The 26,017-nt window shown below is 59.1% G+C and carries 18 protein-coding genes; 10 read left to right on the plus strand and 8 right to left on the minus strand.

The features are described 5' to 3' along the window. The first annotated feature begins 99 nt into the window (after positions 1–99). From dxr to QZ862_RS07845, 3 genes are all read left to right on the plus strand, one after another. Positions 100–1,299 (plus strand): 1-deoxy-D-xylulose-5-phosphate reductoisomerase, encoded by a 1,200-nt coding sequence (dxr, locus tag QZ862_RS07835; RefSeq protein WP_296098812.1) that lies wholly within the window; start codon positions 100–102, stop codon positions 1,297–1,299. Between the two features lie 159 nt (positions 1,300–1,458). Continuing rightward, a complete protein-coding gene (locus tag QZ862_RS07840; protein WP_296098815.1) occupies positions 1,459–2,847 on the plus strand; it encodes a methyl-accepting chemotaxis protein in 1,389 nt (462 codons plus the stop codon). Between the two features lie 328 nt (positions 2,848–3,175). Further along, entirely contained in the window at positions 3,176–3,856 is a 681-nt protein-coding gene (locus QZ862_RS07845) for a metal-binding protein ZinT (RefSeq protein WP_296098818.1), read from the plus strand. A 58-nt stretch (positions 3,857–3,914) separates the two neighbouring features. Here the strand turns inward: QZ862_RS07845 and hemA are convergent, their stop codons facing one another. Then, complete coding sequence (hemA, locus tag QZ862_RS07850) at positions 3,915–5,132, minus strand: 5-aminolevulinate synthase (protein WP_296020364.1); 1,218 nt, start codon at positions 5,130–5,132, stop codon at positions 3,915–3,917. 368 nt (positions 5,133–5,500) lie between these two features. Between hemA and QZ862_RS07855 the strand changes: the two genes are divergently transcribed. From QZ862_RS07855 to QZ862_RS07880, 6 genes are all read left to right on the plus strand, one after another. Further along, positions 5,501–5,752, plus strand: a complete 252-nt coding sequence (locus QZ862_RS07855) for a glycine zipper domain-containing protein (protein WP_296020367.1) — start codon at positions 5,501–5,503, stop codon at positions 5,750–5,752. A gap of 171 nt (positions 5,753–5,923) precedes the next feature. Beyond that, positions 5,924–7,852 carry an autotransporter assembly complex family protein gene (locus QZ862_RS07860; protein ID WP_296098821.1) on the plus strand — a complete coding sequence of 643 codons (1,929 nt, stop codon included), beginning with the start codon at positions 5,924–5,926 and terminating at the stop codon, positions 7,850–7,852. A gap of 86 nt (positions 7,853–7,938) precedes the next feature. Beyond that, positions 7,939–12,099: a translocation/assembly module TamB domain-containing protein gene (locus tag QZ862_RS07865; protein WP_296098824.1), complete on the plus strand. Its 4,161-nt coding sequence runs from the start codon at positions 7,939–7,941 to the stop codon at positions 12,097–12,099. Positions 12,100–12,304: 205 nt separating this feature from the next. Next, complete coding sequence (locus QZ862_RS07870; protein ID WP_296098826.1) at positions 12,305–14,089, plus strand: PAS domain-containing methyl-accepting chemotaxis protein; 1,785 nt, start codon at positions 12,305–12,307, stop codon at positions 14,087–14,089. Next, entirely contained in the window at positions 14,089–14,565 is a 477-nt protein-coding gene (locus tag QZ862_RS07875) for a chemotaxis protein CheW (RefSeq protein ID WP_296020376.1), read from the plus strand. The genes QZ862_RS07870 and QZ862_RS07875 overlap by 1 nt, the downstream gene beginning before the upstream one ends. A gap of 378 nt (positions 14,566–14,943) precedes the next feature. After that, positions 14,944–16,704: a PAS domain-containing methyl-accepting chemotaxis protein gene (locus QZ862_RS07880; RefSeq protein ID WP_296098827.1), complete on the plus strand. Its 1,761-nt coding sequence runs from the start codon at positions 14,944–14,946 to the stop codon at positions 16,702–16,704. Between the two features lie 218 nt (positions 16,705–16,922). Here the strand turns inward: QZ862_RS07880 and QZ862_RS07885 are convergent, their stop codons facing one another. The 7 genes from QZ862_RS07885 to QZ862_RS07915 all read right to left on the minus strand — a co-directional run bounded on the left by QZ862_RS07885 (position 16,923) and on the right by QZ862_RS07915 (position 24,877). Then, on the minus strand, positions 16,923–17,333 hold the full coding sequence (locus tag QZ862_RS07885; protein WP_296020380.1) for a F0F1 ATP synthase subunit epsilon: 411 nt from the start codon (positions 17,331–17,333) through the stop codon (positions 16,923–16,925). An 87-nt stretch (positions 17,334–17,420) separates the two neighbouring features. Beyond that, positions 17,421–18,878 carry a F0F1 ATP synthase subunit beta gene (atpD, locus tag QZ862_RS07890; protein WP_296020383.1) on the minus strand — a complete coding sequence of 486 codons (1,458 nt, stop codon included), beginning with the start codon at positions 18,876–18,878 and terminating at the stop codon, positions 17,421–17,423. 23 nt (positions 18,879–18,901) lie between these two features. Continuing rightward, positions 18,902–19,780: a F0F1 ATP synthase subunit gamma gene (locus QZ862_RS07895; protein WP_296098829.1), complete on the minus strand. Its 879-nt coding sequence runs from the start codon at positions 19,778–19,780 to the stop codon at positions 18,902–18,904. Between the two features lie 27 nt (positions 19,781–19,807). Then, on the minus strand, positions 19,808–21,337 hold the full coding sequence (gene atpA / locus QZ862_RS07900) for a F0F1 ATP synthase subunit alpha (protein ID WP_296020386.1): 1,530 nt from the start codon (positions 21,335–21,337) through the stop codon (positions 19,808–19,810). After that, a complete protein-coding gene (locus QZ862_RS07905) occupies positions 21,337–21,903 on the minus strand; it encodes a F0F1 ATP synthase subunit delta (RefSeq protein ID WP_296098834.1) in 567 nt (188 codons plus the stop codon). The genes atpA and QZ862_RS07905 overlap by 1 nt, the downstream gene beginning before the upstream one ends. Positions 21,904–22,164: 261 nt before the next feature. Next, the gene (locus tag QZ862_RS07910) at positions 22,165–22,551 is read right to left on the minus strand and encodes a DUF4345 domain-containing protein (RefSeq protein ID WP_296098836.1); all 387 of its coding nucleotides are present in this window, start codon (positions 22,549–22,551) and stop codon (positions 22,165–22,167) included. 82 nt (positions 22,552–22,633) lie between these two features. Further along, on the minus strand, positions 22,634–24,877 hold the full coding sequence (locus QZ862_RS07915; protein ID WP_296098840.1) for a primosomal protein N': 2,244 nt from the start codon (positions 24,875–24,877) through the stop codon (positions 22,634–22,636). 180 nt (positions 24,878–25,057) lie between these two features. On the opposite strand from QZ862_RS07915, the gene QZ862_RS07920 reads away from it, so the two are divergent. After that, positions 25,058–25,993, plus strand: a complete 936-nt coding sequence (locus QZ862_RS07920) for a tyrosine recombinase XerC (protein ID WP_296098842.1) — start codon at positions 25,058–25,060, stop codon at positions 25,991–25,993. Positions 25,994–26,017 lie beyond the last annotated feature (24 nt).

A 26,017-nucleotide genomic window follows, 5' to 3' on the forward strand; every position in this document is an offset into this window, starting at 1 on the left:
GCAGTGTGGCGAAAAATTGCTGACAGGCTTTGATCTTGTTCTGCCCCTGTTTCGCTTGTAGAGCCTTGAGGGAGAGTTTCCACGAAAGCCGGATTTCATATGACACGCCAAAAGGGCAGCAACCCGCCTGAAAAACTGACCGTCCTTGGCGCCACCGGCTCGATCGGTACAAACACGCTGGATGTCATTCGCCAGCTCGGTGGGCGGGACCGCTTCGAGGTTCTAGGCCTTACGGGTGCGGGCAATGTGGCGTTGCTGTCTGAACAGGCGCGCGAGTTCGGCGTGACGCTGGCAGTCACCGCCGACGACGAGAAATATGCCGAGTTGAAGGATGCGCTTTCCGGAAGCGGCATTACCGTCGCCTCTGGCAAAAGCGGCTTGCAGGAAGCCGCAAGTCTGGAGGCTGATTGGGTGATGGCGGCGATTGCCGGCACGCCTGGGCTCGAGCCGACGCTGACGGCGGCGCGGCGCGGTGCCAACATCGCGCTCGCCAACAAGGAGTGCCTGGTCACCGGCGGCGATGTCTTCATCTCCACCATGCGCGAGGGCGGCGGCACGCTCATTCCGGTCGATAGCGAACACAGCGCCATCTTCCAGTGCCTGGAACCCCAAAACCGCGACAAGGTGGAGCGCATCGTTCTCACTGCATCCGGCGGCCCCTTTCGCACCTGGAGCCGCGAACAGATGGACGGCGTCACCGCCGAGATCGCCCGTGCCCACCCCAACTGGTCCATGGGCTTGAAAGTCTCGATTGGCAGTGCCTCCATGTTCAACAAGGCGTTGGAAATGATCGAGGCAAAGTATCTCTTCGATCTTGAACCATCGCAGATCGAGGTGATCGTCCACCCGCAATCCATCATCCACTCCATGGTGGCCTATACCGACGGATCGGTCATCGCCCAGCTTGGTTGCCCGGATATGCGCACGGCGATTGGCTATGCGCTGACCTATCCCAGCCGCGGCACGCTCGATGTCGAGCGGCTCGATTTCGCCAAGCTGGCACGGCTTGATTTCGAAGCGCCCGACGAGGAACGCTTTCCCTCGATCAGGCTCGCACGTCTGGCGCTGGAGCGCGGCGGTGTGCAAGGTGCGGTGCTGAACGCGGCGGAAGAAACAGCCTTCCACGCCTTCGTCGACGGAAAGATCGGCTTTCTGCATATGGCCGATACCGTCGAATCCGTCATGGAGAAAATGAATGACGGCAGGTCAGCTGACACGATCGATGCCATCTTGGCCGCCGATGCCGAGGCGCGCGCCTACGCCGAGGATGTCATTTCGCAAAAGCAGAAGCCCGCTTAGGCACAATAGCCGAAGATGACGCTTACAAGAGAAGACCTGCGAGACCCGCAGGCTGCAGCTGGAAAACCTGTTTTATAGTGGAAATGGTATAGAGCTGAATTAATATGAGATTAAATTATTAATGATAATTCCGACGACATAGTCGTTGGAGATATTGCAATGTTCGGTTTTGCCCGCCCGAAAGAAGATTTTCGCCGTGAGCTTGCATCGTTTCTTTTCGAGAGCTCGCCGGATGCTTACTGCGTTCTGCGCGAAGGCAGGGTCGTCGCCTTCAACGACGCGTTCCAGAAAGCCCTTCGTCAGCCGGCCGACACGATCAATGGCCTGACGCCTCCGGATTTTTCGCCGGAACGTCAGCCGGATGGGGAACGCTCCGACCAGAAGGCAAACGTGCATATCGGTCTGGCCATGAAGGAAGGATTTTCCCGCTTCGAATGGGAAGGACAGCGCCGCGACGGCAGCCTTTTCCAGGTTCAGGTTACGCTCATTTCCTGGAAGCGGAACGATGAAACACTGCTGATCGTCGTCTGGCAGGACATTGAAGAAATGATCCGGCTGCGCAATGCCGAACGCCAGCGCCAGGAACAGGCCGCACGGGAGGCAGAGGAAGACCGCGCGGCAATCGAGCAGCTGGCAGCAGGTCTTCGTCAGTTGGCCGATGGCAACTTGACACAACAGATCGACCGCGCCTTCTCCCCAAAGACCGATAGCCTCCGACAGAATTTCAACGTTGCCACAGAGCAATTGCGCGCGCTCGTCAGTGAGGTGTCGAACGCCGTGACCTCGGTGCTGCATCGCTGTCGGGAGATTGGCTCCGCTTCCTCGGAACTGGCAGGTCGCACCGAGCGCCAGGCTGCAAGCATCGAAGAAGCGTCGGGAGCACTTTCACAGATCGTCAATACCGTGAGCGATGCGGCGAGCGCCTCTCGGTCCGCCAAAAAGACGATCGCACTCGCCAGCAATGACAGCGGCGAAGGCCATGTGATTGTCGAGAAGGCAATCGCTGCCATGGAAGCCATCGACCGATCCTCCGGCGAAATCGCCAAGATCATCGGCGTCATCGATGAGATCGCCTTCCAGACCAATTTGCTGGCCCTGAACGCCGGCGTGGAAGCCGCCCGTGCGGGTGAAGCGGGCAAGGGGTTTGCCGTGGTGGCGCAGGAAGTGCGCGAGCTTGCCCAACGCTCTGCGACAGCGGCCCGGGAAATCCGCGCGCTGATCACCACGTCGAGCCAATTGGTGGAAAATGGCGTCGGCCTCGTCAACGAAACAGGCTCGGCCCTTGGTCGCATCTCTGCCCACATTGCGCAGGTCGGCGGCTCCGTCGAAACCATCGAACGCTCCGCCAGTGACCAGGAAGCCGCCATTCGCGAAATCGATAGCGTTATTGGACAGGTTGATCAGGTCACGCAGAAGAATGCGGCGATGGTGGAAGAAACGGCTGCGGCATCCAATGCGATGATCGACGAAATGGTGGAGATCGCGCGCAAGCTGCAAAGTTTCCGCACCGCCGGTGCCGAGCAAAGCTCTCGCCGCTGGGCGGCCTGACGGTTGAACGGCAACATGCTCGGCCACGTCGCGCAGACTGTTTAAAACATGCACTGGTTTAAGGGTGGAGTGACCGATTTTGGCATCTCCGCCCTTCTTATTATGACTGACAGTCAGCGCGAAATGAGAAAGACGCCTGAAGGCTTCAGAAGCGAGGGCCATTGCTGATGGCTTGATGGCTAAAATCAAGATCTGCGGGACGCCGTGCTGTCGTCCCTTTTTCAACACCCTTCCTATTATTTAAAGTTCCGGAAACGGACTTGCCACCTCCATGCTTTCCCGTTATGTCGCCTTTTGTTACGTTATTACATCACAATGAGGAAACACGATGAAACTCACGCAAGCCCTCGCCCTTTCCGTTAGCTCGCTGCTGCTTCTGTCCGCCGCTGCGGTGGCGCAGGAGAAATCGGCACCATCGAAGTCCGAAACCCACAATCACGCCCATAACCATTCCCATGGGCATTCACATGGTTCCAGCGACGTCTATAAGGGCTACTTTGAAGACAGCGCCGTTAAGGAACGCCCGCTCTCTGATTGGGAAGGCGATTGGCAGTCGGTTTATCCTTATCTCAAGGATGGCACGCTCGATCCGGTGATGCAGCACAAGGCCGAGCACGGCAAGAAGAGCGCCAAGGAGTTTCGTGAGGAATATGATGTCGGCTACAAGACCGACGTCAACCGCATCACCATCAAGGGTGAAGACGTAACCTTCTACCGTGACGGCAAGGCCACCGAAGGCAAATATGCGAGCGACGGCTACGAGATCCTGACCTACAAGAAGGGCAATCGCGGCGTTCGCTACATCTTCAAGAAGACCGGCGGCGATGCATCCGCACCGCAATATATCCAGTTCAGCGACCACACCATCGCACCGCAAAAGGCTGGCCACTACCACCTTTACTGGGGTGACGACCGCGCCACGGTGCTGAAGGAACTCACCAATTGGCCGACCTACTACCCGTCGTCGCTGTCAGGCAAGGAAATTGTCCAGGAGATGCTTGAGCATTAAATGCAAAAGGGGCGCAGCCGATAAGCTGCGCCCCTCTTTTCATTCCACGTCTTGTTGATCAGGCGACAGCGCGTGCGAGCGCGCAACGCGACCAGAGCTGATGAAGCGCTCCGACGAGCCGTTCCATATCCGCATCGGTGTGAAGTGGCGTCGGCGTGATGCGCAAACGCTCGGTCTTGCGCGGCACCGTCGGATAATTGATCGGCTGCACGTAGACACCGTGATCGTCGAGCAGGATATCGGAAATCCATTTGCACTTGGCGGCGTCGCCCACCATCACCGGAACGATATGGCTGGGATTGGTCATGTGGGGAATACCGGCAGCGTCCAGCATGGAGCGTAGCGTGCGCACGCGCTCCTGGTGACGGGCGCGCTCGAAGGGGCTCGCCTTCAAATGCTGAATCGATGCGACCGCTCCAGCTGCCAGAGACGGCGGAAGTGCGGTGGTGAAGATGAAGCCGGACGCAAACGAACGGATGAAATCGCAGAGCGCTTCCGAAGCCGCAATGTAACCACCCATCACGCCGAAAGCCTTACCAAGCGTTCCTTCGATGATCGTCAGGCGATCCATCAGTCCTTCACGCTCGGCAATGCCGCCGCCACGAGGACCATACATGCCGACCGCATGCACTTCGTCGAGATAGGTCATGGCGCCGTATTTATCGGCGAGATCACAGATTTCCTTGATCGGCGAAATATCGCCATCCATCGAATAGACAGATTCGAAAGCGATCATCTTCGGCGCTGCGGGATCGGCGGCCTTCAACTTGGCTTCCAGATCGTCCAGATCGTTATGCTTCCAGATGACCTTCTCGCAGCGACCATAGCGAATGCCTTCGATCATCGAGGCATGGTTCAGCGCATCCGAGAAGATGATGAGGCCGGGGATCTTCTGACCGAGCGTACCGAGGGTCGCCCAGTTGGAAATATAGCCGGAGGTGAAGATCAGCGCCGATTCCTTGCCGTGCAGGTCGGCCAGTTCGCGCTCGAGCTTGACGTGGTGGTGGTTGGTGCCAGAAATATTCCGGGTGCCTCCCGCACCCGCGCCACAGTGATCGATGGCGGCCTTCATTGCCTCGATGACCTTTGGGTTCTGACCCATACCGAGATAGTCGTTGGAGCACCAAACCGTGACATCGCGCTGTTCACCGTCGGCGGTGTAACGGGTTGCTTTCGGAAAGTGTCCCTGTTGTCGCTCGAGATCGGCAAAAACGCGGTAGCGACCTTCCGAATGCAAGCCATCCAGCTCGGTCTTGAAAAATGCCTCGAAGTCCATTCCATGCTCCAGAATACGTGCAAGCGTTTTCGGCCCACCTCCTTGAACCGTCAACCCCCTCGACGCCGATATCGAACCGATGCGTCAATTCGCCTCCACTTTTGAACCGTTCCAATATACTTATAAGAGTCTTGAGGAATGACAAACTTGATTCATGTCAAACCGCTAAAAAATTTGGAACCTTTTAATTCAGCCGCCGTTGAGTAGGGCACAATCGATTGGCCCGGGGAGCGCAGCCTTACAAGGGGGCTTCCAAAGAAACATTCGACTTGTTAGATATCTGCGGCGGTCGGAGGTAGCAGTCGCCGCAGACTTATTGGGACGCCTACCGAGAGCCATCGAGCTCAAATGTAACGTGGAGAGAGTTCATGAAAAAGGCTGTTATTTTTGCTGTTATGGGTCTGGCGCTGGCAAGCTGCACGCAGACTGAAAAGACCACCGGCGGCGGCGCGGTGATCGGCGCACTGGCTGGCGGCGCAATTACCGGTAACGTCCGTGGCGCAGCGGTTGGCGGCCTCATCGGCGGCGCAACCGGTTACCTGATCGGCCGCGCTTCCGAGCCTGGCTACTGCTACTACCGTGACCAGTACGGCCAGCGCTACACGGCACGTTGCCGCTAACAGCGTGACAGAATTGCATCAAAAGCCCCGGCAATCGTCGGGGCTTTTTTTGTTTCCCCGCATTGGCCCTTTTTTGGGGTGCCCCTCCTTGTCTAATTATGATTAAATTTGCGCATTAACGAAGGATAAACGGGCAGGAGCAATAATAAATGCTCAACCATAAAGCACCGCATGCCGAAAAAACGGACTGACCAACGGAAGAGTATAGCGTACTGGAGGGCAGGCACTGCATTGGCGGTGGCGGCAGCCATGAGCGTTTATCCCGTCTTCGTTCGCGAAGCCTTCGCTTTGAAGATCTTCGGCATCCAGCTATGGGGCTCGGACAAGGACGAGGCAAACGAAGTTCTCGATCCCGTCCGCTTTACCGTGACGCTCAATACGCCGGGAGCAGACAGCAAACTCAGAGACAGTCTGGAAAACAGCTCCCTGATGGTGACCGAGCCGGAAAAGCCGGCATCGGGCGATCTCGGCCTGCTCATTCGCGCCAAGGACGACCGCGACCGGTTGATCGCCGCACTTTACGAGAATGCCCGCTATGGCGGTATCGTTACGGTCAAGATCGCCGGGCGGGATATTGATTCCATTCCGCCCAATCCGACATTCAACAGAGCAGGCCCCGTGCCGGTTGTAATCGATGTGACGCCGGGCCCGGTCTTCAAGCTCGGAACGGTCAGGCTGCAAGGCGATATCACGGGGCACGACCCCGCAGATTACGGTCTGGTAACCGGCGGCGACGCGGGCTCGCTTGCCATCATCCGCGCAGGCAACAAACTGATAGACGACCTGAAGGCGGAAGGTCGCCCGCTGGCAAAGCTCACAAAGCGCGAGGCGGTGGCAAACCACGCCACCAACACGGTGGATCTGACCATGGTGGCCGAAGGTGGCCCGGTGGCGCCGCTGGGAGACGTGGCGGTCAAGGGCGACAAGGCCGTCGATCCGGACTTCATCCGTCGTTACTCACGCCTCAACAGCGGAGAGCCCTATTCGCCGGACAAGCTGCGCAAGGCCTCCGACAGGCTGCGCAAACTCGGCGTGTTTTCCAGCGTCGCAATCAAGGAAGCCAATACGCTTGCACCCAATGGCAGCCTTCCTTTGACCATCGAGGTTTCCGAAGGCAAATTTCGCTATTTTGGCGTGGGCGCGCAATATTCGACGACGGAAGGAGCAGGCTTGCAGGGCTATTGGGGCCACCGCAACCTGTTCGGCAAAGCCGAATCGCTTCGCATCGAGGGTGCCGTGACGCGCCTTGGCGAGGCATCGACCGTTCAGGACATAGACTATTCCGCCGGCATTATCTTTACCAAGCCCGGAATCTTCAATCCGCAGACGACCTTTACCGCAAGCCTCAAGGCCAAGACCGAGCACCCCGACAGCTATGATGCGCAGACGGTGACCGGATATGGCGGATTCGCGTATGATTTCAACGATTACGATACAGCAGCAGCCGGTCTCGAAGTCGAATGGGCGAGCACCGAAGACGCTTTCGGCACGAATGATTATCTGACGACCTCTGTGCCGTTGGAGTTCGTGCGAGACAGGCGCAATGACAAGCTGAACCCGACCGATGGTTTCCGCGCATCGATTTCCGCCAAACCGAGCTATGAAGCGCTGAACGGTACCATCTTCTCGTCGTTCGAGGCATCGACCACCGGCTACAAGGGCCTGGGCTCGGACGATCAGGTGGTGCTGGCCGGCAAGATCGCAGGCGGCGTTCTCTTCGGCGGCGGTTCGCTTGAGGACATTCCCACGACACGCCGCTTCTTCGCTGGCGGCGGCGGCTCTGTGCGCGGTTACAGCTATCAGGAGATCTCGCCCTATGATGTCAATGGCAAGGCCACCGGCGGCCGGTCCTATGTCGTCACCTCGCTTGAAGCGCGTGTGAAGGTGACGGAAACCATTGGCATTGTTCCCTTCATCGATGCGGGCGTGGTTTCCTCCGAAGTCACACCGGATTTTTCTGATATTCGCGCAGGTGCCGGCATCGGTCTTCGCTATGCGACACCGTTCGGGCCTCTGCGTCTTGATGTCGCCATGCCGCTGGAAAAATATCCGAGCGGCAGCAGTTTCGGCATTTACGCCGGCATCGGACAATCCTTCTGAGGAAGGAGCGTTCAAAAACGCCGGGCTTTGCGCCGCAGTAAACCCAACCCTGTCACGACGACCAAGCGAAGTGTAGATTGTCCTTTATGAACATGCTGATTCGATTGCTGAAGTGGTTCGCCTGCATCGCACTCGGGGCCGTCGCGCTTCTTGTGGTCGTGTTGCTGTTTTTTGGCTTGAGCCCCTTCGGCGCGCGATTCCTTGCAAACGAGGTGTCTCGCATTGCTTCCAGCACGGACCAGACGATCACTATCTCGCCACCGAAGGGTCTGCTGACCGGCAGATTGAGACTGGATAACGTCACCATTGCCGATCGTGAAGGCAGCTATGCGACACTCGACGGTGTGGAGCTCGACTGGTCGCCGCTCGATCTCCTGACAGGAACGTTTCACGCCGAACGGCTGACGGCTGCCAATATCCGTGTCGACCGGGCACCGCTGCCAGCATCGCAACAGGCAGAGCCAAGCTCCGGCAGCTTCTCCCTTCCCCTGAAAGTGACCGTCGACGATCTGTCGCTTCCCAACATCGAGCTTGGCGAGAAGCTGGCCGGACGCGCCTTCGCTCTGTCGGCATCGGGCCATGGCTATGCCACCTCCGACACCATCACGGCGTCGCTCTCAGCCTCCCGCAAGGATGAGCAGCGCGCGTCGATAGATGCGGATCTGGCCTATATCCCGGCTGAAAACGTGCTGAAACTTCAGGCGCTGCTGAACGAGCCGGAGGGTGGCCTGCTTGCAAACCTTCTGCGTCTACCGGGCGCGCCTGCGGTCTCCATAAAGCTCAGCGGCGAAGGCCCTCTCTCCGACTGGTCGGGGAAACTCGCCGGTTCCGTTTCCGGAAACGAAGTCGTCGCGCTCAATGGCCACCACAGCCTGGCGCAGGACGGAACGCGGCGCGTGACGCTGCAAGGCGGCGGTCATCCGGATCGGCTGTTGCCGCCGCTGGTGCGCCAGCTCTTCAGCGGAGAAACGAAGATCGACCTGGCCGCGACCATGTCGCCGGAAGGTCGTATCAGTGTCGAGAACGGCAATCTGGAAACCGGCGCGCTGATACTCACGGCATCCGGCAGCGTCGATCCCCAGGGCCAGAACGACCTTTCCGCCAATCTGATCGGAACCAACGGACCCGTCGATATCCGCCTGCCGCTGGCGGATGGCGAGCTCCAGGCGCTGGTGGATGGCATTGACCTCAGCCTGCGCGGCAACGCCGACGCAGCACGCCTGAACACCGTCGCCTCGCTTCGTTCTCTCAAGGTGCCACAGGGTACCCTTCAGGGCGTGAAGCTTACCGCAGCCAGCGAAGATCTCGACGTGGCGAGCATGACCGGCACGATCCGTACCCTGCTGTCGGTCGATCAGTCGGCGCTGACCTCGCCGGACCTGGAGCGCATCGTCAAGGCTCCGTTAAAGCTCAGCGCACCGCTGCGCGTCTCGCCACAGACCATCGCCTTTGAAGGCGCAACGCTCGAAAGCGCCAGCATCGGCGGAACGGCAAGCGGCGCCTATGATCTTTCGGCTGGAAAAGTCTCGTCGAACCTGCGCCTCTTCGTTCTGCCGTCCGTGCTTCCCCCGGCGCTGGCGGAAAAATTCGACGGCACGATTGCGATCAACGGCTATGTCGAGAGCCTGATGGGCGGCGCGACAAGTCTAGAGAACCTCGTCATCAAGTCCACCACGCTCGAAGCCAATGGCGGCGTGTCGCTCGACAATGGCGCGATCGCCGCCAAACTCTCCGGTCGGCTGCCGGCATTGGAGAAGTTGTCGCCGCAGGCCGCCGGTTCACTCGATTTCTCTCTTCAGGCAAACGGACCGATCAGCGCTGCCGACTTCACCGCAGATATCTCTGCGGCGCGCGCCACGCTTGCGGGACGTTCGCTGCAATCGCTGAAGGTTTTGGCGAGTGGCAAGGCGGATGTGGCCGCGCCGCAGGCCAAGTTTCAAGCGACCGGCACACTGGACAACCAGCCGATCGACGCCTCTGCCGCGCTGGTGCAGACGGGCGAAGGCACCGCCATTCCGGAGCTGAACGTCAAGGTCGGCCCCAACGTGATGACGGGCAAGCTGCAACTGACGCCGCAATTCCTGCCGTCCGGCGCTCTGTCTTTCGATTTTCCCGATATCTCGCTTCTGGCAGCGCTTGCCGCCCAGCAAGCGAGCGGCGACCTGAAGGGCGATATCGCCATCAGCAACGCCGATGGCAAGATTGCCGCCACCATTCGCGCCAATGGCAAAACGATCCGCAAGGACACGACAGCAATTTCCGGATTGGTTGCCGACCTCAAGGTGGACGATCTCCTGGCTCTGGCCATCAACGGCACGGTGAAGGCGCAGAGCATCAATGCCGGTGCAGCAGCACTCTCAGGTCTCGAACTCGATATCGATCACGCAGCAAATGCCACGACATTCGATCTCAATGGCCGCTATGACAATGCCCCGCTGGTGCTGAAAGGCCGGGCAGACACCGGCGCTTCGCCCATGCGCGTCGCTTTGGAAAGCTTTTCCGCCACGCCGCGCGGCATCCCCGTTCGCCTTGCCGCTCCGAGCGTCATCACGGTGGAGAATGGCAATGCGCGCATATCCGGGTTGACCATCCAGACCGGCAACGGTCGGGTCGAAGTCAACGGTAGCGCCGGATCGACGCTCGACGTCAATGCCGCCATACGCGCCCTTCCGGCCAGTCTCGCCAATGCCTTTTCACCTGGGCTCGATGCGGCAGGCACCATTTCCGGCACGGTTGTCGCCAAGGGTTCGGCCGCAGATCCCGCCATCGATTACGATCTGACCTGGTCCGATGCAGCTATTGCCCAGACGCGCGCCGCAGGGCTCGGCGCGCTGGGGATCAAGGCCAATGGCCGCTTTGCCAACCAGTCGCTCCAACTCGATACCAGCCTGACAGGCGGCGGTGGGCTGACGGTTTCCGGCGGCGGTACGCTTGGCCTTTCCGGCAACCGCCCGCTTGCCATGAGCTTCAAGGGGCAACTGCCCTTTGCCGCGCTTGCGGCCCAAACATCCGAACAGGGCCTGGTCGTCGATGGTTCGGCGGCAGTTGATATCCGCATCGAAGGCAGCGTCGCCGCGCCTTCCGTGACGGGGACGATCAGCACCCAGGGTACGCGCGTTACCGATGTGCGACGCAACCTTACCCTCAACAATCTTGCCGCAACGATTACCTTCAACCGCGATGTCGCGACCATATCGAGGCTGACGGGAAGCCTGTCGGGCGGTGGAACCATTTCCGGGTCCGGTACTGTCGGCATCAACCCCGCATCAGGGTTTCCGGCAGATCTCAGCATCACGCTGAACCGCGCAACCTACGCGGACGGAACACTGTTCACCACGCAGGCAAGCGGCACGCTGACGCTGAAGGGTCCGGTCCTGTCGTCGCCGCTTCTCGCCGGTACGCTGACACTGGATAAAAGCGCGATCACCATTCCGGAACGCCTGCCCGCATCGCTGACGGAAATCGATATCAAGCACAAGAACGCGCCACGGGCGGTGAGACGCCAGGAGGCGGAGATCCGCGCTGACGAAGGTGGCAGCGGTAGTTCATCAACAATTGGTCTCGATCTCCAGATCAATGCACCAAGCGGCATCTTCGTGCGCGGACGCGGCATCGATGCGGAACTGACCGGCAACCTGACGATACGCGGCACGGCCGCTAGCCCTCAGATCTCCGGCGGTTTCACCATGCGTCGTGGCCGTCTCGAAATCCTGACGCGGCGGCTGGATTTCACCAATGGCGAAATCACCTTCGGCGGCGGGCTGATCCCGGTTCTCAACCTCTCTGCCGATTCGAGCGTCGGCTCCAACACCGTGACGGTGACCGTCAGCGGCAACGCCAACGATCCATCTTTCGCCTTCACATCGTCCCCGGCGCTGCCCCAGGATGAGGTGATGGCACAGCTGATCTTCGGCCAGTCCATGTCCAAACTGTCACCTCTGCAGATTGCCAGACTGGCGGAAGCGGCAAGTCAGCTGGCGGGCGGGCGCTCAACCTCCCTGTTCGATAGCCTGCGAAGCAACCTCGGCATCGACGATCTCGATATATCCACCGATTCCGAAGGACGGGCGCGGGTATCGGCAGGCAAATATATCAATGAGCGTACCTATCTCCAGCTCGAGCAGAGCGGCGATTCCGGCGCAAAAGCAGTCATCAATCTCGACGTCGGACGCGGCGTCAAGCTGCGCGGCGAAGCGGGAGCCAGCGGCGAAGGTGCAGCCGGCATCTTCTATGAAAAGGAGTACTGATCAACTTATGCGTGAACCACAAGAATTCAGGTCACGTCGTTAAGGAAATCGTTAAACTTTTTCGAGTTCAGAGATTGTTAAATTTGATGAGCTAAACAATTGTTGTTGCCTTGAACCTTTCGCGGCTGTTGTGCTTTAGGATCTTGTCTTCACGCACCACAATACCGGTCCGACCAAGGGGTTGAGCCGTGACGGAGTTCACTGAATGCTCTCTCTTCCCGGGACCCATGCAAAAGCGGTCCTTGCAGCGTTAGGCCGCTCGCTGGCCGTTATCGAATTCGACACTTCCGGACATATACTCTCAGCCAACGAAAATTTTTGCAAAGCGATGGGCTATACCGCCGATCAGCTGATCGGCAAGCACCACCGCATTTTCTGCGAACCCTCCTATGCCGATAGCGATGCTTACCAGCAGTTCTGGGCGAATCTTAGAGCCGGTCGCTTCGACAAGCAGCAATACAAGCGGATCGCCAAAGGCGGAAATGAGGTCTGGATCGAGGCCTCTTACAACCCCGTCATGGAGGGCAACAGGGTCACGAGCGTCGTCAAGCTTGCCACCGTCATCACCGATGCGAAGCGCAAGGCGGCTGAAGATGCTGGTAAGCTGGACGCTATTTCCCGCGCGCAGGCCATCATCGAATTCACCCCGACCGGTGAGATCGTTACAGCAAACCAGAATTTTCTGAACGCTGTCGGCTATAGCCTTGAGGAGATCCGCGGCAAGCATCACCGCATTTTCTGCGAAGACAGCATCCGCAACGATCCGTCCTATGGCGAATTCTGGAGAAGACTGGGCTCCGGCGAGTATATGTCAGCAGAGTACAAGCGCATTGCCAAGAGCGGCAAACCGATCTGGATCCAGGCGTCCTACAATCCAATTTTTGATGAAAACGGCAAGGTCTTCAAGATCATCAAGTTCGCAACCGACGTGACCGATCGCGTCACCGCCGTGGACGATCTTGCCTCCAGCCTGACGGCTCTGTCGAATGGCGACCTGACCGGCACGATCTCAGTCTCCTTTACCCCCACCCTCGAAAAGGTCCGGCACGATCTCAATGCCTCGCTGCATAAACTCCAGCACGCCATGCGCAACGTGGCGGAAAGCACCAAGAGCATTACCGAGGGTGCGCGCGAAATCAGCGAAGCCACCGACAACCTTGCCCGGCGTACCGAGCAGCAGGCGGCAGCAGTGGAGGAAACCTCCGCCGCCTTACAGGAGATTACCCGAACGGTGGCGCAGAACGCGGAGCGTGCGGAACAATCCAGCCGTCTGGTCACCAATACGAAAAACGATGCGGAACAGTCCGGCCTGATCGTCAGCAAGGCCATCGACGCCATGGGGCGCATCTCGCAATCGTCCAATGAAATCGGCAGCATCATCAGCGTTATCGATGAGATCGCCTTCCAGACGAACCTCCTGGCGCTGAACGCCGGCGTGGAAGCCGCCCGCGCGGGTGAAGCTGGAAAAGGCTTTGCCGTTGTGGCGCAAGAGGTGCGCGCACTGGCGCAACGCTCCGCACAGGCCGCAAAGGAGATCAAGACGCTGATCGACACGTCCGCGCGCCAGGTCGACGAAGGCGTCGACCTCGTGGGTGAAACCGGCAAGGCACTCGGCAAGATCGTCACCCAAGTCGGAGAGATCAATACCAACGTCGCAGCCATTGTCGAAACCGCCCATGATCAGGCCAATGGCATCAAGGAAATCAATCACGCCATCGCAGCCATGGATACCAACACCCAGCAGAACGCCGCAATGGTGGAACAGACGACCGCGTCCAGCCACGGGCTGGCGCATGAGGCTTATCTTCTGCAGGAATTGCTCACGCAATTTAGATTTGGGAAACAATCTTCTGTTACGAATCAATCACTGCAGCCTGAACGGAAGGTGCCGGTCACACGCGCCCCTGAAAGAAAGCCGAAGCCCGCTCTCTATGCGACGTCCGGCTCTCTCGCTTTGGCTCCGACACAAAAGGATTGGGAAGAATTCTGATGGCAACGATCAATTCGACAAATTTTGGCGGTGAGACACTCGAAATCATCGCTTTTCGCCTCCACGATCAGGAATTCTGCGTCAAGACCACGACGATCCGCGAAATTCGCGGCTGGGCGCCATCCACGCCCATCCCGCACGCGCCGCCGGATGTCATCGGCGTCATGAACCTTCGCGGCTCGGTTATTCCGATCATCGACCTGGCTTACAAGCTTGGCATGAAGAGCACCGTGGCCAATGAGCGCAGCGCCATCGTGGTGGCTGAAGTCCACAACATGGTCATCGGCATGCTGGTCGATCGCGTCTCCGATATTCTGACGATCCCGGCAAACCAGGTTCAGCCCGTGCCGGAAGTATCCGCCTCCTTCGACAAGTCCTTCTCCGAAGGCATCATCGCCAACGAACATGGCATGATCTGCTTCCTGAACCTCGCCAAGATGTTCAAGGGAAGCGAGATGGAAGAACTGGCGGCCTGATACGCGCCCGACATACGAAGTCATCGAAAAAGCCGCGCGGACGCCCTCCGCGCGGCTTTTTTATGTCGCATCCATCCACGCGTAAGTGGAAAGCAGGTAGCGATTTCCGAGATTCGCTCTGCACCCTTTGGGCTCTTCTTCTGCGGCATGTCGCTCTGGCAAAACCGCTGTACACTTCTACAAGAGATGCTTTAGTCAGGTATCAAAGAGATCGTATTATTTCGTCAATTCTAAGAAAGAAACTTTTAATATTGATTTGCTCTAATGAAACCTGTGCGAGCGCAGAAATCAATCAGCCAGTGCGCAAGTAGCAGTTTCGGAAACCTTTCGTCTTTCCTCCAAACTGCCACCACGATTTCGGCTGTCCTGGGGGTCAAGATGTTTTTGCTGGGGCAAGGTGCAGATAACAGTAATATCGTGAGGGCGATTGCCGCATCACATGCCGTTATCGAGTTCGATCTAAGCGGTACGGTCCTTCACGCCAACACCAATTTCTGTTCGGAACTCGGTTACGAGCTTGCCGAAATCGTCGGGCAGCATCACCGGATATTCTGTGATGCCGATCATTGTGCCTCTCAAGCCTACCGCGACTTCTGGGAAGACCTCAAGACGGGTAAAGCCCGAACCGGAGAATTCAAGCGGCTGCGCAAGGATGGCCGCGAGATCTGGATAGAGGCGTCCTACAATCCGGTCTTTCGCGGCAGCAAGCCTTACAAGGTCGTGAAGATAGCAACCGACATTACCGCAAGGAAGCTCAAGGCAAATGAGGACAACAGCAAGCTGGAGGCAATCTCACGCTCACAGGCGGTCATAGAGTTCACGCCGACCGGACATATCCTCACTGCAAACCGTAATTTCTGCGACGGGCTGGGCTACGCTCTGGAAGAAATCGAAGGCCGTCATCACCGGATGTTTTGCGATCCAGCCTATGTCGCCTCTGATGCCTATAGCAACTTCTGGCGGCGCCTGGCATCCGGAGAGTTCATCTCCGACGAGTTCGTGCGCTACGGCAAACACGGCAAGGAAGTATGGATACAGGCTGCCTATAACCCTATCCTGGATGACACGGGAGCGGTGGTTAAAGTCGTCAAATTCGCCACCGACGTCACCCCGCGCATGAGCGCGATCACGACGCTCGGGCAGGCCCTGCGCGCGCTGGCCGAGGGCAATCTGCGGCAAAGCCTCGATACGCCCTTCGTCCCGAGCATGGAAAAGCTCAGGAGCGACTTCAACGAGGTAATCGAAAAGCTGCGTCTGACGATGCTCACCGTTGCCCAGAATGCCGAGACCATTGCATCCGGCTCATCCGAAATTCGTTCGGCGGCAGATGATCTGGCAAGGCGCACAGAGCAGCAGGCAGCCTCGCTGGAAGAAAGTGCTGCGGCTATCGAGCAGATTACCACCACGGGCGCCGATGCCAGCAGGCGGGCCGATGAGGCAGGACGGCTCGTCAGCGAGACCAAAGCCCAGGCCGAACGCTCCGGTACGATTGTGGACAAGGCGATTGCCGCTATGGATGCCATTTCACAATCCGCCGGCGAAATCACCAACATCATCGGCGTCATCGATACGATCGCCTTTCAGACCAATCTCCTGGCCCTGAATGCAGGGGTCGAGGCGGCGCGGGCGGGTGAATCCGGCAAAGGCTTTGCCGTCGTGGCACAGGAGGTACGCGATCTGGCGCAGCGCTCCGCCAGTGCAGCCAAGGAGATCCGGCAACTGATCAACACCTCGGGCCAGCATGTGGCGCACGGCGTCGACCTCGTTGGCGAGGCGGGGCAAGCGCTGCAACATATTGCCACTCAGGTGGACAGGATTGACACCAATGTTGCGGCCATCGTCGAGGCGGCCCGCGAGCAGGCCAATGGGCTCAGCGAAATCAACCACGCCGTCAACCTCATGGACCAGGCCACGCAAAAAAATGCCGCGATGGTCGAGGAGACGAATGCGGCGAGCCACGGTCTGGCGCGCGAAGCAGACGCTCTGCACCAGCTACTCACCCAGTTCGACGTGGGGCTGGCAGGCGCGCCCTCCCCTGCATCCGCGCACTCAGCGTCTGCGGCAAGGCACTCTGTGACGCCGCTTGCTGGACGTCGAAATGGCTCTGCAGCGGTAGCGCCGAAATGGACTGAGTTCTGAGGGCATAGCATGTTGCCCTCCGTTGGCCTCACACATCAGGCGTCGGTCAGAGACGCCGTGTGACGATGCCATCGCAGGAGAGCGCCGTTTTTGATGGTGAGTGGCCAGCTATCCTCTGCGCCTCCTGCCGAGGCTAGAAAAACAAAAAGCGGCCATAAAAGCCGCTTTCGTCTGAGCTTATATGTGGACGGTTGCTCAACTTAACCCGCCCGGTCCTTTCAAGCGGCGACGAGAACCTCGTGCAGGTCCGTCAACTCGTAAAGGTACTTTTCAAGCTTCGTCAGATGATCGTGGTGGTGGTTGCCTTCCTCGATCTCCGAACGGGCAGCAGCGATGCGCTTCTGCAGATCGTCAGGTGTCATGTCGTCAGCCGAAACGGCAGATTCGGCGAGCAATGTGCAACCGGTCGGCAGGATATCGGCAAAACCGCCGAAAACCACATACTTGTGCGTTTCGCCAGATGCCGTCTTTACCCGGACGATTCCAGGCTTGATCGTCGTCATGACCGGCGCGTGATTGACCAGAACCGTCATTTCGCCTTCCGTTGCCGGAATAACGACTTCGCTGACCGTCTCGGACACCAGCAGACGTTCGGGAGAAACAAGTTCGAATTTGAAAGTGTCGGCCATGGCTATTCACTTCTTCTGATTGCGCGACAGACGATGTCGCGGGGGGCAACGGCGCGCGGCGAAAAACCGCGCACCAGTTCAATCACATCAAGCGGCTTCGCCAGCCAGCTTCTTTGCCTTCTCGATAGCTTCGTCCATGGAGCCGACCATGTAGAAAGCCGCTTCCGGCAGGTGGTCGTACTCGCCGTTGACGAGACCCTTGAAGCCCTTGATCGTGTCTTCGAGAGCCACGAGCTTGCCCGGAGAACCGGTGAAGACTTCGGCGACGAAGAACGGCTGGGACAGAAAGCGCTCGATCTTGCGGGCGCGGGCAACCGACAGCTTGTCTTCTTCCGACAGTTCGTCCATGCCGAGGATGGCGATGATGTCCTGAAGAGCCTTGTAGCGCTGCAGGGTCGACTGAACCTTACGAGCCACTTCGTAGTGCTCTTCGCCGACGATCAGCGGATCGAGCATGCGCGACGTGGAGTCGAGCGGGTCAACAGCCGGGTAGATACCCTTTTCCGCGATCGAACGCGACAGAACCGTCGTTGCGTCCAAGTGGGCGAACGAGGTTGCAGGTGCCGGGTCGGTCAAGTCGTCGGCAGGAACGTAAATGGCCTGAACCGAGGTGATCGAACCCTTGGTTGTGGTGGTGATGCGTTCCTGCATCTGGCCCATGTCCGTTGCCAGTGTCGGCTGATAGCCAACGGCAGACGGGATACGGCCAAGCAGAGCGGACACTTCCGAGCCAGCCTGCGTGAAGCGGAAGATGTTGTCCACGAAGAACAGAACGTCCTGGCCTTCGTCGCGGAAGTTTTCAGCGATCGTCAGACCGGTCAGAGCAACGCGGGCACGCGCGCCTGGCGGCTCGTTCATCTGGCCGTAAACGAGCGCAGCCTTGGATCCTTCGCCGCCGCCGTGCTTGTTAACGCCGGACTCGATCATTTCGTGGTAAAGGTCGTTACCTTCACGGGTACGTTCACCCACACCTGCGAAGACGGAGTAACCGCCATGCGCCTTGGCGACGTTGTTGATGAGTTCCATGATCAGAACCGTCTTGCCAACGCCCGCGCCGCCGAACAGACCGATCTTGCCGCCCTTTGCGTAAGGTGCGAGCAGGTCGACAACCTTGATGCCGGTGACGAGGATCTGCGCTTCCGTCGACTGGTCGACGTAGGACGGAGCTTCCTGGTGGATGGCGCGCTTGGACGCAGTGTTCAGCGGGCCAGCTTCGTCAACCGGCTCGCCAATGACGTTCATGATACGGCCGAGCGTTTCAGGACCGACCGGAACCGAGATCGGCGCGCCGGTGTTGGCGACCGGCTGGCCGCGAACGAGGCCTTCGGTGGAGTCCATCGCGATGGTACGAACGACGTTTTCGCCGAGGTGCTGCGCAACTTCGAGAACGAGGCGGTTGCCGTTGTTGTCGGTTTCGAGCGCGTTCAGGATCGCCGGCAGTTCGCCTTCGAACGCAACGTCCACAACAGCGCCGATAACCTGCGTAACCTTGCCGGTAGCGCCCTCGGTCGCTGCGGTCTTAATGGGGGTAGCTGCCTGAGCCATTATCCTTACCCTCTTTCCTTACCTCAGAGCGCTTCCGCGCCCGAAATGATTTCGATGAGTTCCTTGGTGATCTGAGCCTGACGCTGACGGTTGTAGGACAGCGTCAACTTGTGGATCATTTCACCGGCATTGCGGGTTGCGTTGTCCATCGCGCTCATCTTGGCGCCCATTTCGCCAGCCACGTTTTCCAGCAGTGCGCGGAAAACCTGGACGGAAATGTTGCGCGGAATGAGGTCTTCCAGAATGGAGGCCGCATCCGGCTCGTATTCGTAGATCGCCGTATTGTTGGTCGCTGCCTGCTCGGTGGCTGGAACAGCAGCCGGGATCAACTGAAGGCCGGTCGGGATCTGGCTGATCACGGACTTGAATTCCGAGTAGATCAGCGTGCAGACATCGAACTCGCCGGCATTGAAACGGGCAATGATGTTCTTGGCGATCATATCGGCATTGGCAAAGCCCACCCGCTTCACGTCACGCAGTTCGATACGCTCGATGATGTTGGATGAGAATTCGCGACGCAGGCTGTCGTAGCCCTTCTTGCCGACAGTGATGATCTTGACCGTCTTACCCTGCACCATCAGCTTGCGGGCATGATCGCGGGCAAAACGGGAAATCTGTGAGTTGAAACCGCCGCACAGACCGCGCTCCGCCGTGCAGACGACGAGCAGATGCACATCGTCCTTGCCGGTTCCGGTCATCAGCGCCGGAGCGACATCGGCTTCCACCGCCTGAGCGATGTTGGCCAGCACGGCGCTCATGCGCTGCGAATATGGGCGGGCGGCCTCCGCAGCTTCCTGGGCGCGCCGAAGCTTCGCCGCGGCGACCATTTTCATCGCCTTGGTTATCTTCTGCGTCGCCTTTACGGAGGCAATGCGGTTTTTCAGATCCTTTAGTGAAGGCATCCGTTATCCGTCCCAGTCAGAGCCTAATCAGGAGAAAGACTTGGCGAAGTTATCGAGAGCAGCCTTGAGCTTGCCCTTGGTATCGTCGCTGATAGCCTTTTCCGTGCGGATGGTGTCGAGGATCGCCTTGCCTTCGGAACGAAGGTAGGACAGCAGACCCTGTTCGAACTTGCCGACCTGGTTTACCGCGACTTTGTCGAGGTAGCCATTGACGCCAGCGAAGATCACCGCAACCTGCTCTTCCGTCTTGAGCGGAGAGAACTGCGGCTGCTTCAGAAGTTCGGTCAGACGCGCACCACGGTTCAGCAGGCGCTGCGTGGAGGCATCGAGGTCCGAACCGAACTGGGCGAATGCTGCCATTTCGCGATACTGGGCGAGTTCACCCTTGATCGAGCCGGCAACCTGCTTCATGGCCTTGATCTGAGCGGCAGAACCAACGCGCGAAACCGACAGACCGACGTTAACAGCCGGACGGATACCCTGGTAGAACAGGTCGGTTTCGAGGAAGATCTGGCCGTCGGTGATCGAGATCACGTTGGTCGGAATAAAGGCGGAAACGTCGTTGCCCTGGGTTTCGATGACCGGCAGAGCCGTCAGCGAGCCAGCGCCCATTTCGTCGCTCATCTTTGCAGCGCGCTCGAGGAGACGCGAGTGCAGATAGAAAACGTCGCCAGGGTAAGCTTCGCGGCCCGGAGGACGACGCAGAAGAAGCGACATCTGACGGTAGGCAACAGCCTGCTTGGACAGGTCGTCATAGCCGATCAGGGCATGCTTGCCGTTGTCACGGAAGTATTCGCCCATGGCGCAGCCGGCAAACGGTGCGAGGAACTGCATCGGAGCAGCGTCCGAAGCAGTCGCCGCGATGACGATGGAATACTGCAGAGCGCCACGCTCTTCCAGAACCTTGACGAACTGGGCAACGGTCGAACGCTTCTGGCCGACGGCGACGTAGACGCAGTACAGCTTGTCGTTGTCCGGGCCGTTGTCGTGGATCGGCTTCTGGTTCAGGAACGTGTCGAGAATGATGGCGGTCTTGCCGGTCTGGCGGTCGCCGATGACGAGCTCGCGCTGGCCACGGCCAACCGGGATCAGAGCGTCGATAGCCTTGAGGCCGGTCGACATCGGCTCATGAACCGACTTGCGCGGAATGATGCCAGGAGCCTTGACGTCAACGCGGCGGCGTTCCGTCGCATTGATCGGGCCCTTGCCGTCGATCGGGTTGCCGAGGGCGTCAACGACGCGGCCAAGCAACTCGGGACCGACGGGAACGTCAACGATCGCACCTGTGCGCTTGACGGTGTCGCCTTCCTTGATGTCACGGTCGGAACCGAAAATAACCACACCGACATTGTCGGCTTCAAGGTTCAGCGCCATGCCGCGAATGCCGCCGGGGAACTCGACCATTTCACCAGCCTGAACATTGTCGAGGCCGTAAACGCGAGCAATACCGTCACCAACGGACAGAACCTGGCCGACTTCGGAGACTTCCGCCTCGTTGCCGAAATTTTTGATTTGATCTTTCAGAATTGCGGAAATTTCCGCGGCGCGGATATCCATCAGCCAACCTCTTTCAGTGCAAGCTTAAGGGTAGAAAGTTTGGTGCGAAGAGACGTATCGATCTGGCGTGAACCGACCTTGACGATGAGACCGCCGAGGATGGAAGGATCGACCGTAAGAGCGATCGCCACGTCCTTGCCGGTCACACTCTTCAGCGCCGCTTTCAGTTCAGTTTCCTGCGCTTCGTCGAGCGCATGCGCCGAAGTAACTTCGGCAACAATTTCGCCGCGGTGAGCAGCAGCAATAGTACGGTAGGAGGCAATCATGCCGGGAACGGCAAAGAGGCGGCGGTTATTGGCCACGACCTTGAGGAAATTGGCAGCAAGACCGGAAATGCCAGCTTTTTCAGCGATGGCCGAAATGGCCTTCGACTGATCTTCCGAAGAGAAGACCGGGCTCGCAACCAGACGCTTCAAGTCGTCGCTTTCATCGAGCAAGGCTTGGAACCTGTCGAGATCGGCGCTGACTGCCTCAACAACACCCGCTTCCAAGGCAAGCTCGAAAAGCGAAGACGCATACCTTTCCGCTACACCGGATGTTCCATGGGAGGTATCTGCCACGGGCAATTTTTCCCTGCTATTCATCCAAGAAAACGCAGCCGAGAGATCGGCTTCGTCAAATTCTTGAATTCGTTTCAATTTCCCCGAAAAAGGCTGGAATTCCCCCCTGCCTTATCTCGATTTCGCGGTCCGTCTAGCATAGGACGCCGGGACTCGCAACACGCGTAATAGCGGAAACCTTCTTTTGAACAAGGGGTAATGCGGTTTAATTTTCCCAATGACGCGCTTGTGACGCTACCAGCGGGAGGAAATGCTTTGAAGCCGATGTTAAACGAGGCCGAAAACATACATCAGTGGGAAAGCGGCAAGAACAACATGCACAACCATAAGTAATAAATTGCGAAGCGTTGCGCCTCCATCCGACAGGATGGAAAGCAGCGCGCCAAAGACCGAAAGTGCGAAAGCCGCCCCAAAGGCCAGATAGACCATGGGCTGGGCGAGCAGAAGCGCGGACACACCCAGGCCGAGATAAAGTCCGGCAAGCGACGAGCGGATCAACACCAGACCATCGCGGCGTTCGCCCGTCACCTGAAGCCCGAAGAGACGAAAGGTGATCATCGGCGCAAACATCACCAGCAGGCCTATCAGCGACGACAACACCGCTGCCCCGAAAGCGAGCTGTTCACCCAGCTCTGTCGGAAAATAAAACTCCATTGATCATCCCCAAATCGCGAATCCCTTGGGCCGCCTTATGCCACGGCGGGAGCGAGGCCGAAAGATGGTCGTGCCACAGCCCTTACAGGAAGCTTTGCGGATCGATATCGGTCTGCACGTGGATGGAGCCGCGCTCCTTCGGGCCATTGGTGATCATCGCCCGCAGGAAGGACTGCATGTCGGAATTGCGCTTGCCATGGACCAGAAGCCGGAAGCGATGGCGTCCACGGATCAAGGCGAGTGGCGCTTCCGCCGGACCGAGCAGCATGATGCCCGGCGCTTGCGGAGCGGATGCACGAAGCGCTCGCGCATGGGTTTCCGCTTCCGCCCGGCTATCGGCGGACACGATGATGGAGGCCAGACGCCCAAAGGGCGGCAAGAGCGCCTTTTCGCGCTCGATGATTTCGCGCTCATAGAATGCTTCCGCATCACCCGACACGATCGCCTGCATCACCGGATGTTGCGGCTGGTAGGTCTGCAATAGACCATGGCTCTTGCGCCCGGTTCGACCGGCACGGCCCGTCACCTGCGACAAGAGCTGGAAGGTGCGCTCGGCTGCGCGCGGATCACCATTGGCAAGCCCTAGATCGGCGTCGACAATGCCGACCAGCGTCATCAGCGGGAAGTTATGCCCTTTGGCGACGAGCTGAGTGCCGATGACGATATCCGCCTCGCCCTTGACAATCGCTTCTAGTTCCAGCCGCAGGCGCTTCACGCCCATCAGGTCGGAGGACAGTACGATCGTGCGGGCTTCTGGAAAATGCTTCTCGACCTCTTCAGCAATACGCTCCACCCCTGGACCGCAGGCGGCCAGATGGTCGAAGGTGCCGCATTCCGGGCAATGATCCGGCGTCGGCTCGCTGTGTCCACATTGATGGCATTGCAGCTGACTGCGGAACCGGTGCTCCACCAGCCAGCTTGAACATTGCGGGCACTGGAAGCGATGGCCACAGACACGGCAGAGCGTCAGCGGCGCATAACCACGACGGTTGAGGAAGAGCAGCGCCTGCTCTCCCTTCGCGATGGTCTTGGCAATACCGCGCAACAGGACGGGCGAGAGAAAGCCCCCACGTTCCGGCGGGTGACGGCGCATATCGACCAGATGCAGATCGGGCATGGCCGCATCACCGAAGCGCGTATGCAAATGAATGGTGTTGTAGCGACCGGAATTGCCGTTGACCTGGCTTTCCACCGAAGGCGTGGCGGACACCAGCACGATCGGGAAATCACCGATCCGTGCCCGCACCACCGCCATGTCCCGCGCATTATAGAAGACGCGGTCTTCCTGCTTGTAGGCTGGGTCGTGCTCTTCATCGACGATGATGAGGCCGAGATTGTCGAAGGGCAGGAAGAGTGCAGAACGCGCACCCGCAACCACCCTCACCTCACCCGTCACCGCCTGGCGCCAGACCCGTTCGCGCATGCGCGGCGAAATATCGGAATGCCACTCTGCCGGACGCGAGCCAAAGCGGTCTTCGAAGCGATCGAGGAAGGCGGCGGTCAGCGCGATTTCTGGCAACAGGATCAGCACCTGCTTGCCTTGGCGCAGGGTCTCGGCAACCGCCTCGAAATAGACTTCCGTCTTGCCGGAGCCCGTCACGCCATCGATCAGCGACACGGCAAAGCCGCCTTTGCGCACGTCCTCCAGAATTTCGGATGCGGCCTGCTTCTGCGGACCTTCCAGTCGCGACGGCGCATATTCCGGGTCGGGCTCCGCCACCACGGGAGGCGCTGGCAGGAAGATGGTTTCGAATACGCCCTGCTTGGCAAGCCCCTCGACCACGCTTGTGGAGACACCCGCCGCATGGGCAAGCCCGCTGCGCGTCCAGCCATGACCTTCACCGGCAAGCTCGATTACCCGCTCGCGGGCGGGGGTGAGCCGTTCAGGCCGGGCTTCGGTCAGCCGCAATCCTTCGACCATCGGCTCCGGATCGAAGGCGGCGGGCGCACGCAATGCCATCTTCGCCACCAGCCCCGGCGGCGAGAGCGTATAGGATGCCACCCAATCGATGAAGCGGCGCATCTCTTCGCGAAGCGGCGGGCAGTCGAAGGTTTTCGTGATCGGGCGAAGCTTCTTCGAGTCGACGGGCGGCCCGTCGCTCTTGTCCCACACCACGCCGATGACCTGCCTCGGACCGAGCGGCACCTGCACGATGGAGCCCGGCTCCACCACCATATCCTCCGGCACGCCATAGCTATAGGGCCCCGGCGCCGGCATCGGCACCAGAACGGGAACGGCAACGGTTGGCGAAGCGTCACCCGGTTTCATGCTGCCGGATGCAGGGCCAAATAGAGCGCCAAAAAGATCGGTCGAATCGTCTGCCATGGTTGCGGCGACATTGTCCTTTAGGAAACGAAAAGGGAACCTCTATAGCATTGGCAGGAAAATCGGAACGGTTTTCGAACACGCAATTGGGCAGAGGTCATCACGCCGTTATCAAGCCTTTAACCAAATACTGACCGCATGAGCCTATGATGGATACCCAATCGAAACGGGATGCACGACGTGGATGAAATTCTCACCTTTGCCGATCCGGAGCTTCTGGAAAAGCGCCGGGAATGGCTGGCCGGCCTGGAAGACGAACGCCGTTTGTCGCGCCACACGCTGGATGCCTATGAGCGTGACACGCGCCAATTCCTGATCTTCATGACCGGCTATAACGGCCATCCCGCCCGCATCAAGGATATCGAAAATCTCCGCGCCACCGATCTGCGCGCCTTTCTGGCTGCGCGGCGCAAAGAGGGCACAGGCGCACGTTCGCTCGGGCGCAATCTGGCGGGTCTACGCTCCCTCTTGCGCTTTCTGGAGAAGACCGGGCTGGTCAATGCCGCAGGTGCCACCGCCATGCGCGCGCCCAAACAGCCAAAGTCGCTGCCCAAACCGCTGACAGATGGTCAGGCGCTGAGGATTACCACCCAAGAGGGGCAACTGGCAGAAGAGCCGTGGATTGCCGCGCGCAACGCGGCAGTGCTTGCACTGCTTTATGGCTGCGGTCTTCGTATCTCCGAAGCGCTCGATCTTAGGCCCGGTGATTTCCCTGCGGGTGCCAGAAGTCTTCGCGTCATCGGCAAGGGCAAGAAGATGCGGCTCGTGCCGCTGCTGCCCGTCGTGCTGGAAGCGGTGGAGGCCTATCGCAAGCTCTGCCCCTATGCGCTCTCAAACGACGAGCCGATCTTTCTCGGCGCACGCGGCGGCAAGCTCCAGCCAGCCATCATCCAGCGCGAAATGCAAAAGATGCGCAGCGCCTTCAACCTGCCGGATAACGCCACGCCGCATGCGCTGCGCCATTCCTTCGCCACCCATCTTCTGGCAGGCGGCGGCGATCTCCGCACCATTCAGGAACTCCTCGGCCACGCCAGCCTGTCGACGACGCAGATCTATACCGGTGTCGATACGGCACGCCTACTGGACATTTACGACAGGGCCCACCCAAGGGCTTGAGACCTTGTTAACACATTGGAAACC

It is taken from the genome of uncultured Agrobacterium sp. (assembly GCA_913777615.1).
In the GTDB taxonomy this organism is placed as follows: Bacteria; Pseudomonadota; Alphaproteobacteria; order Rhizobiales; family Rhizobiaceae; genus Agrobacterium.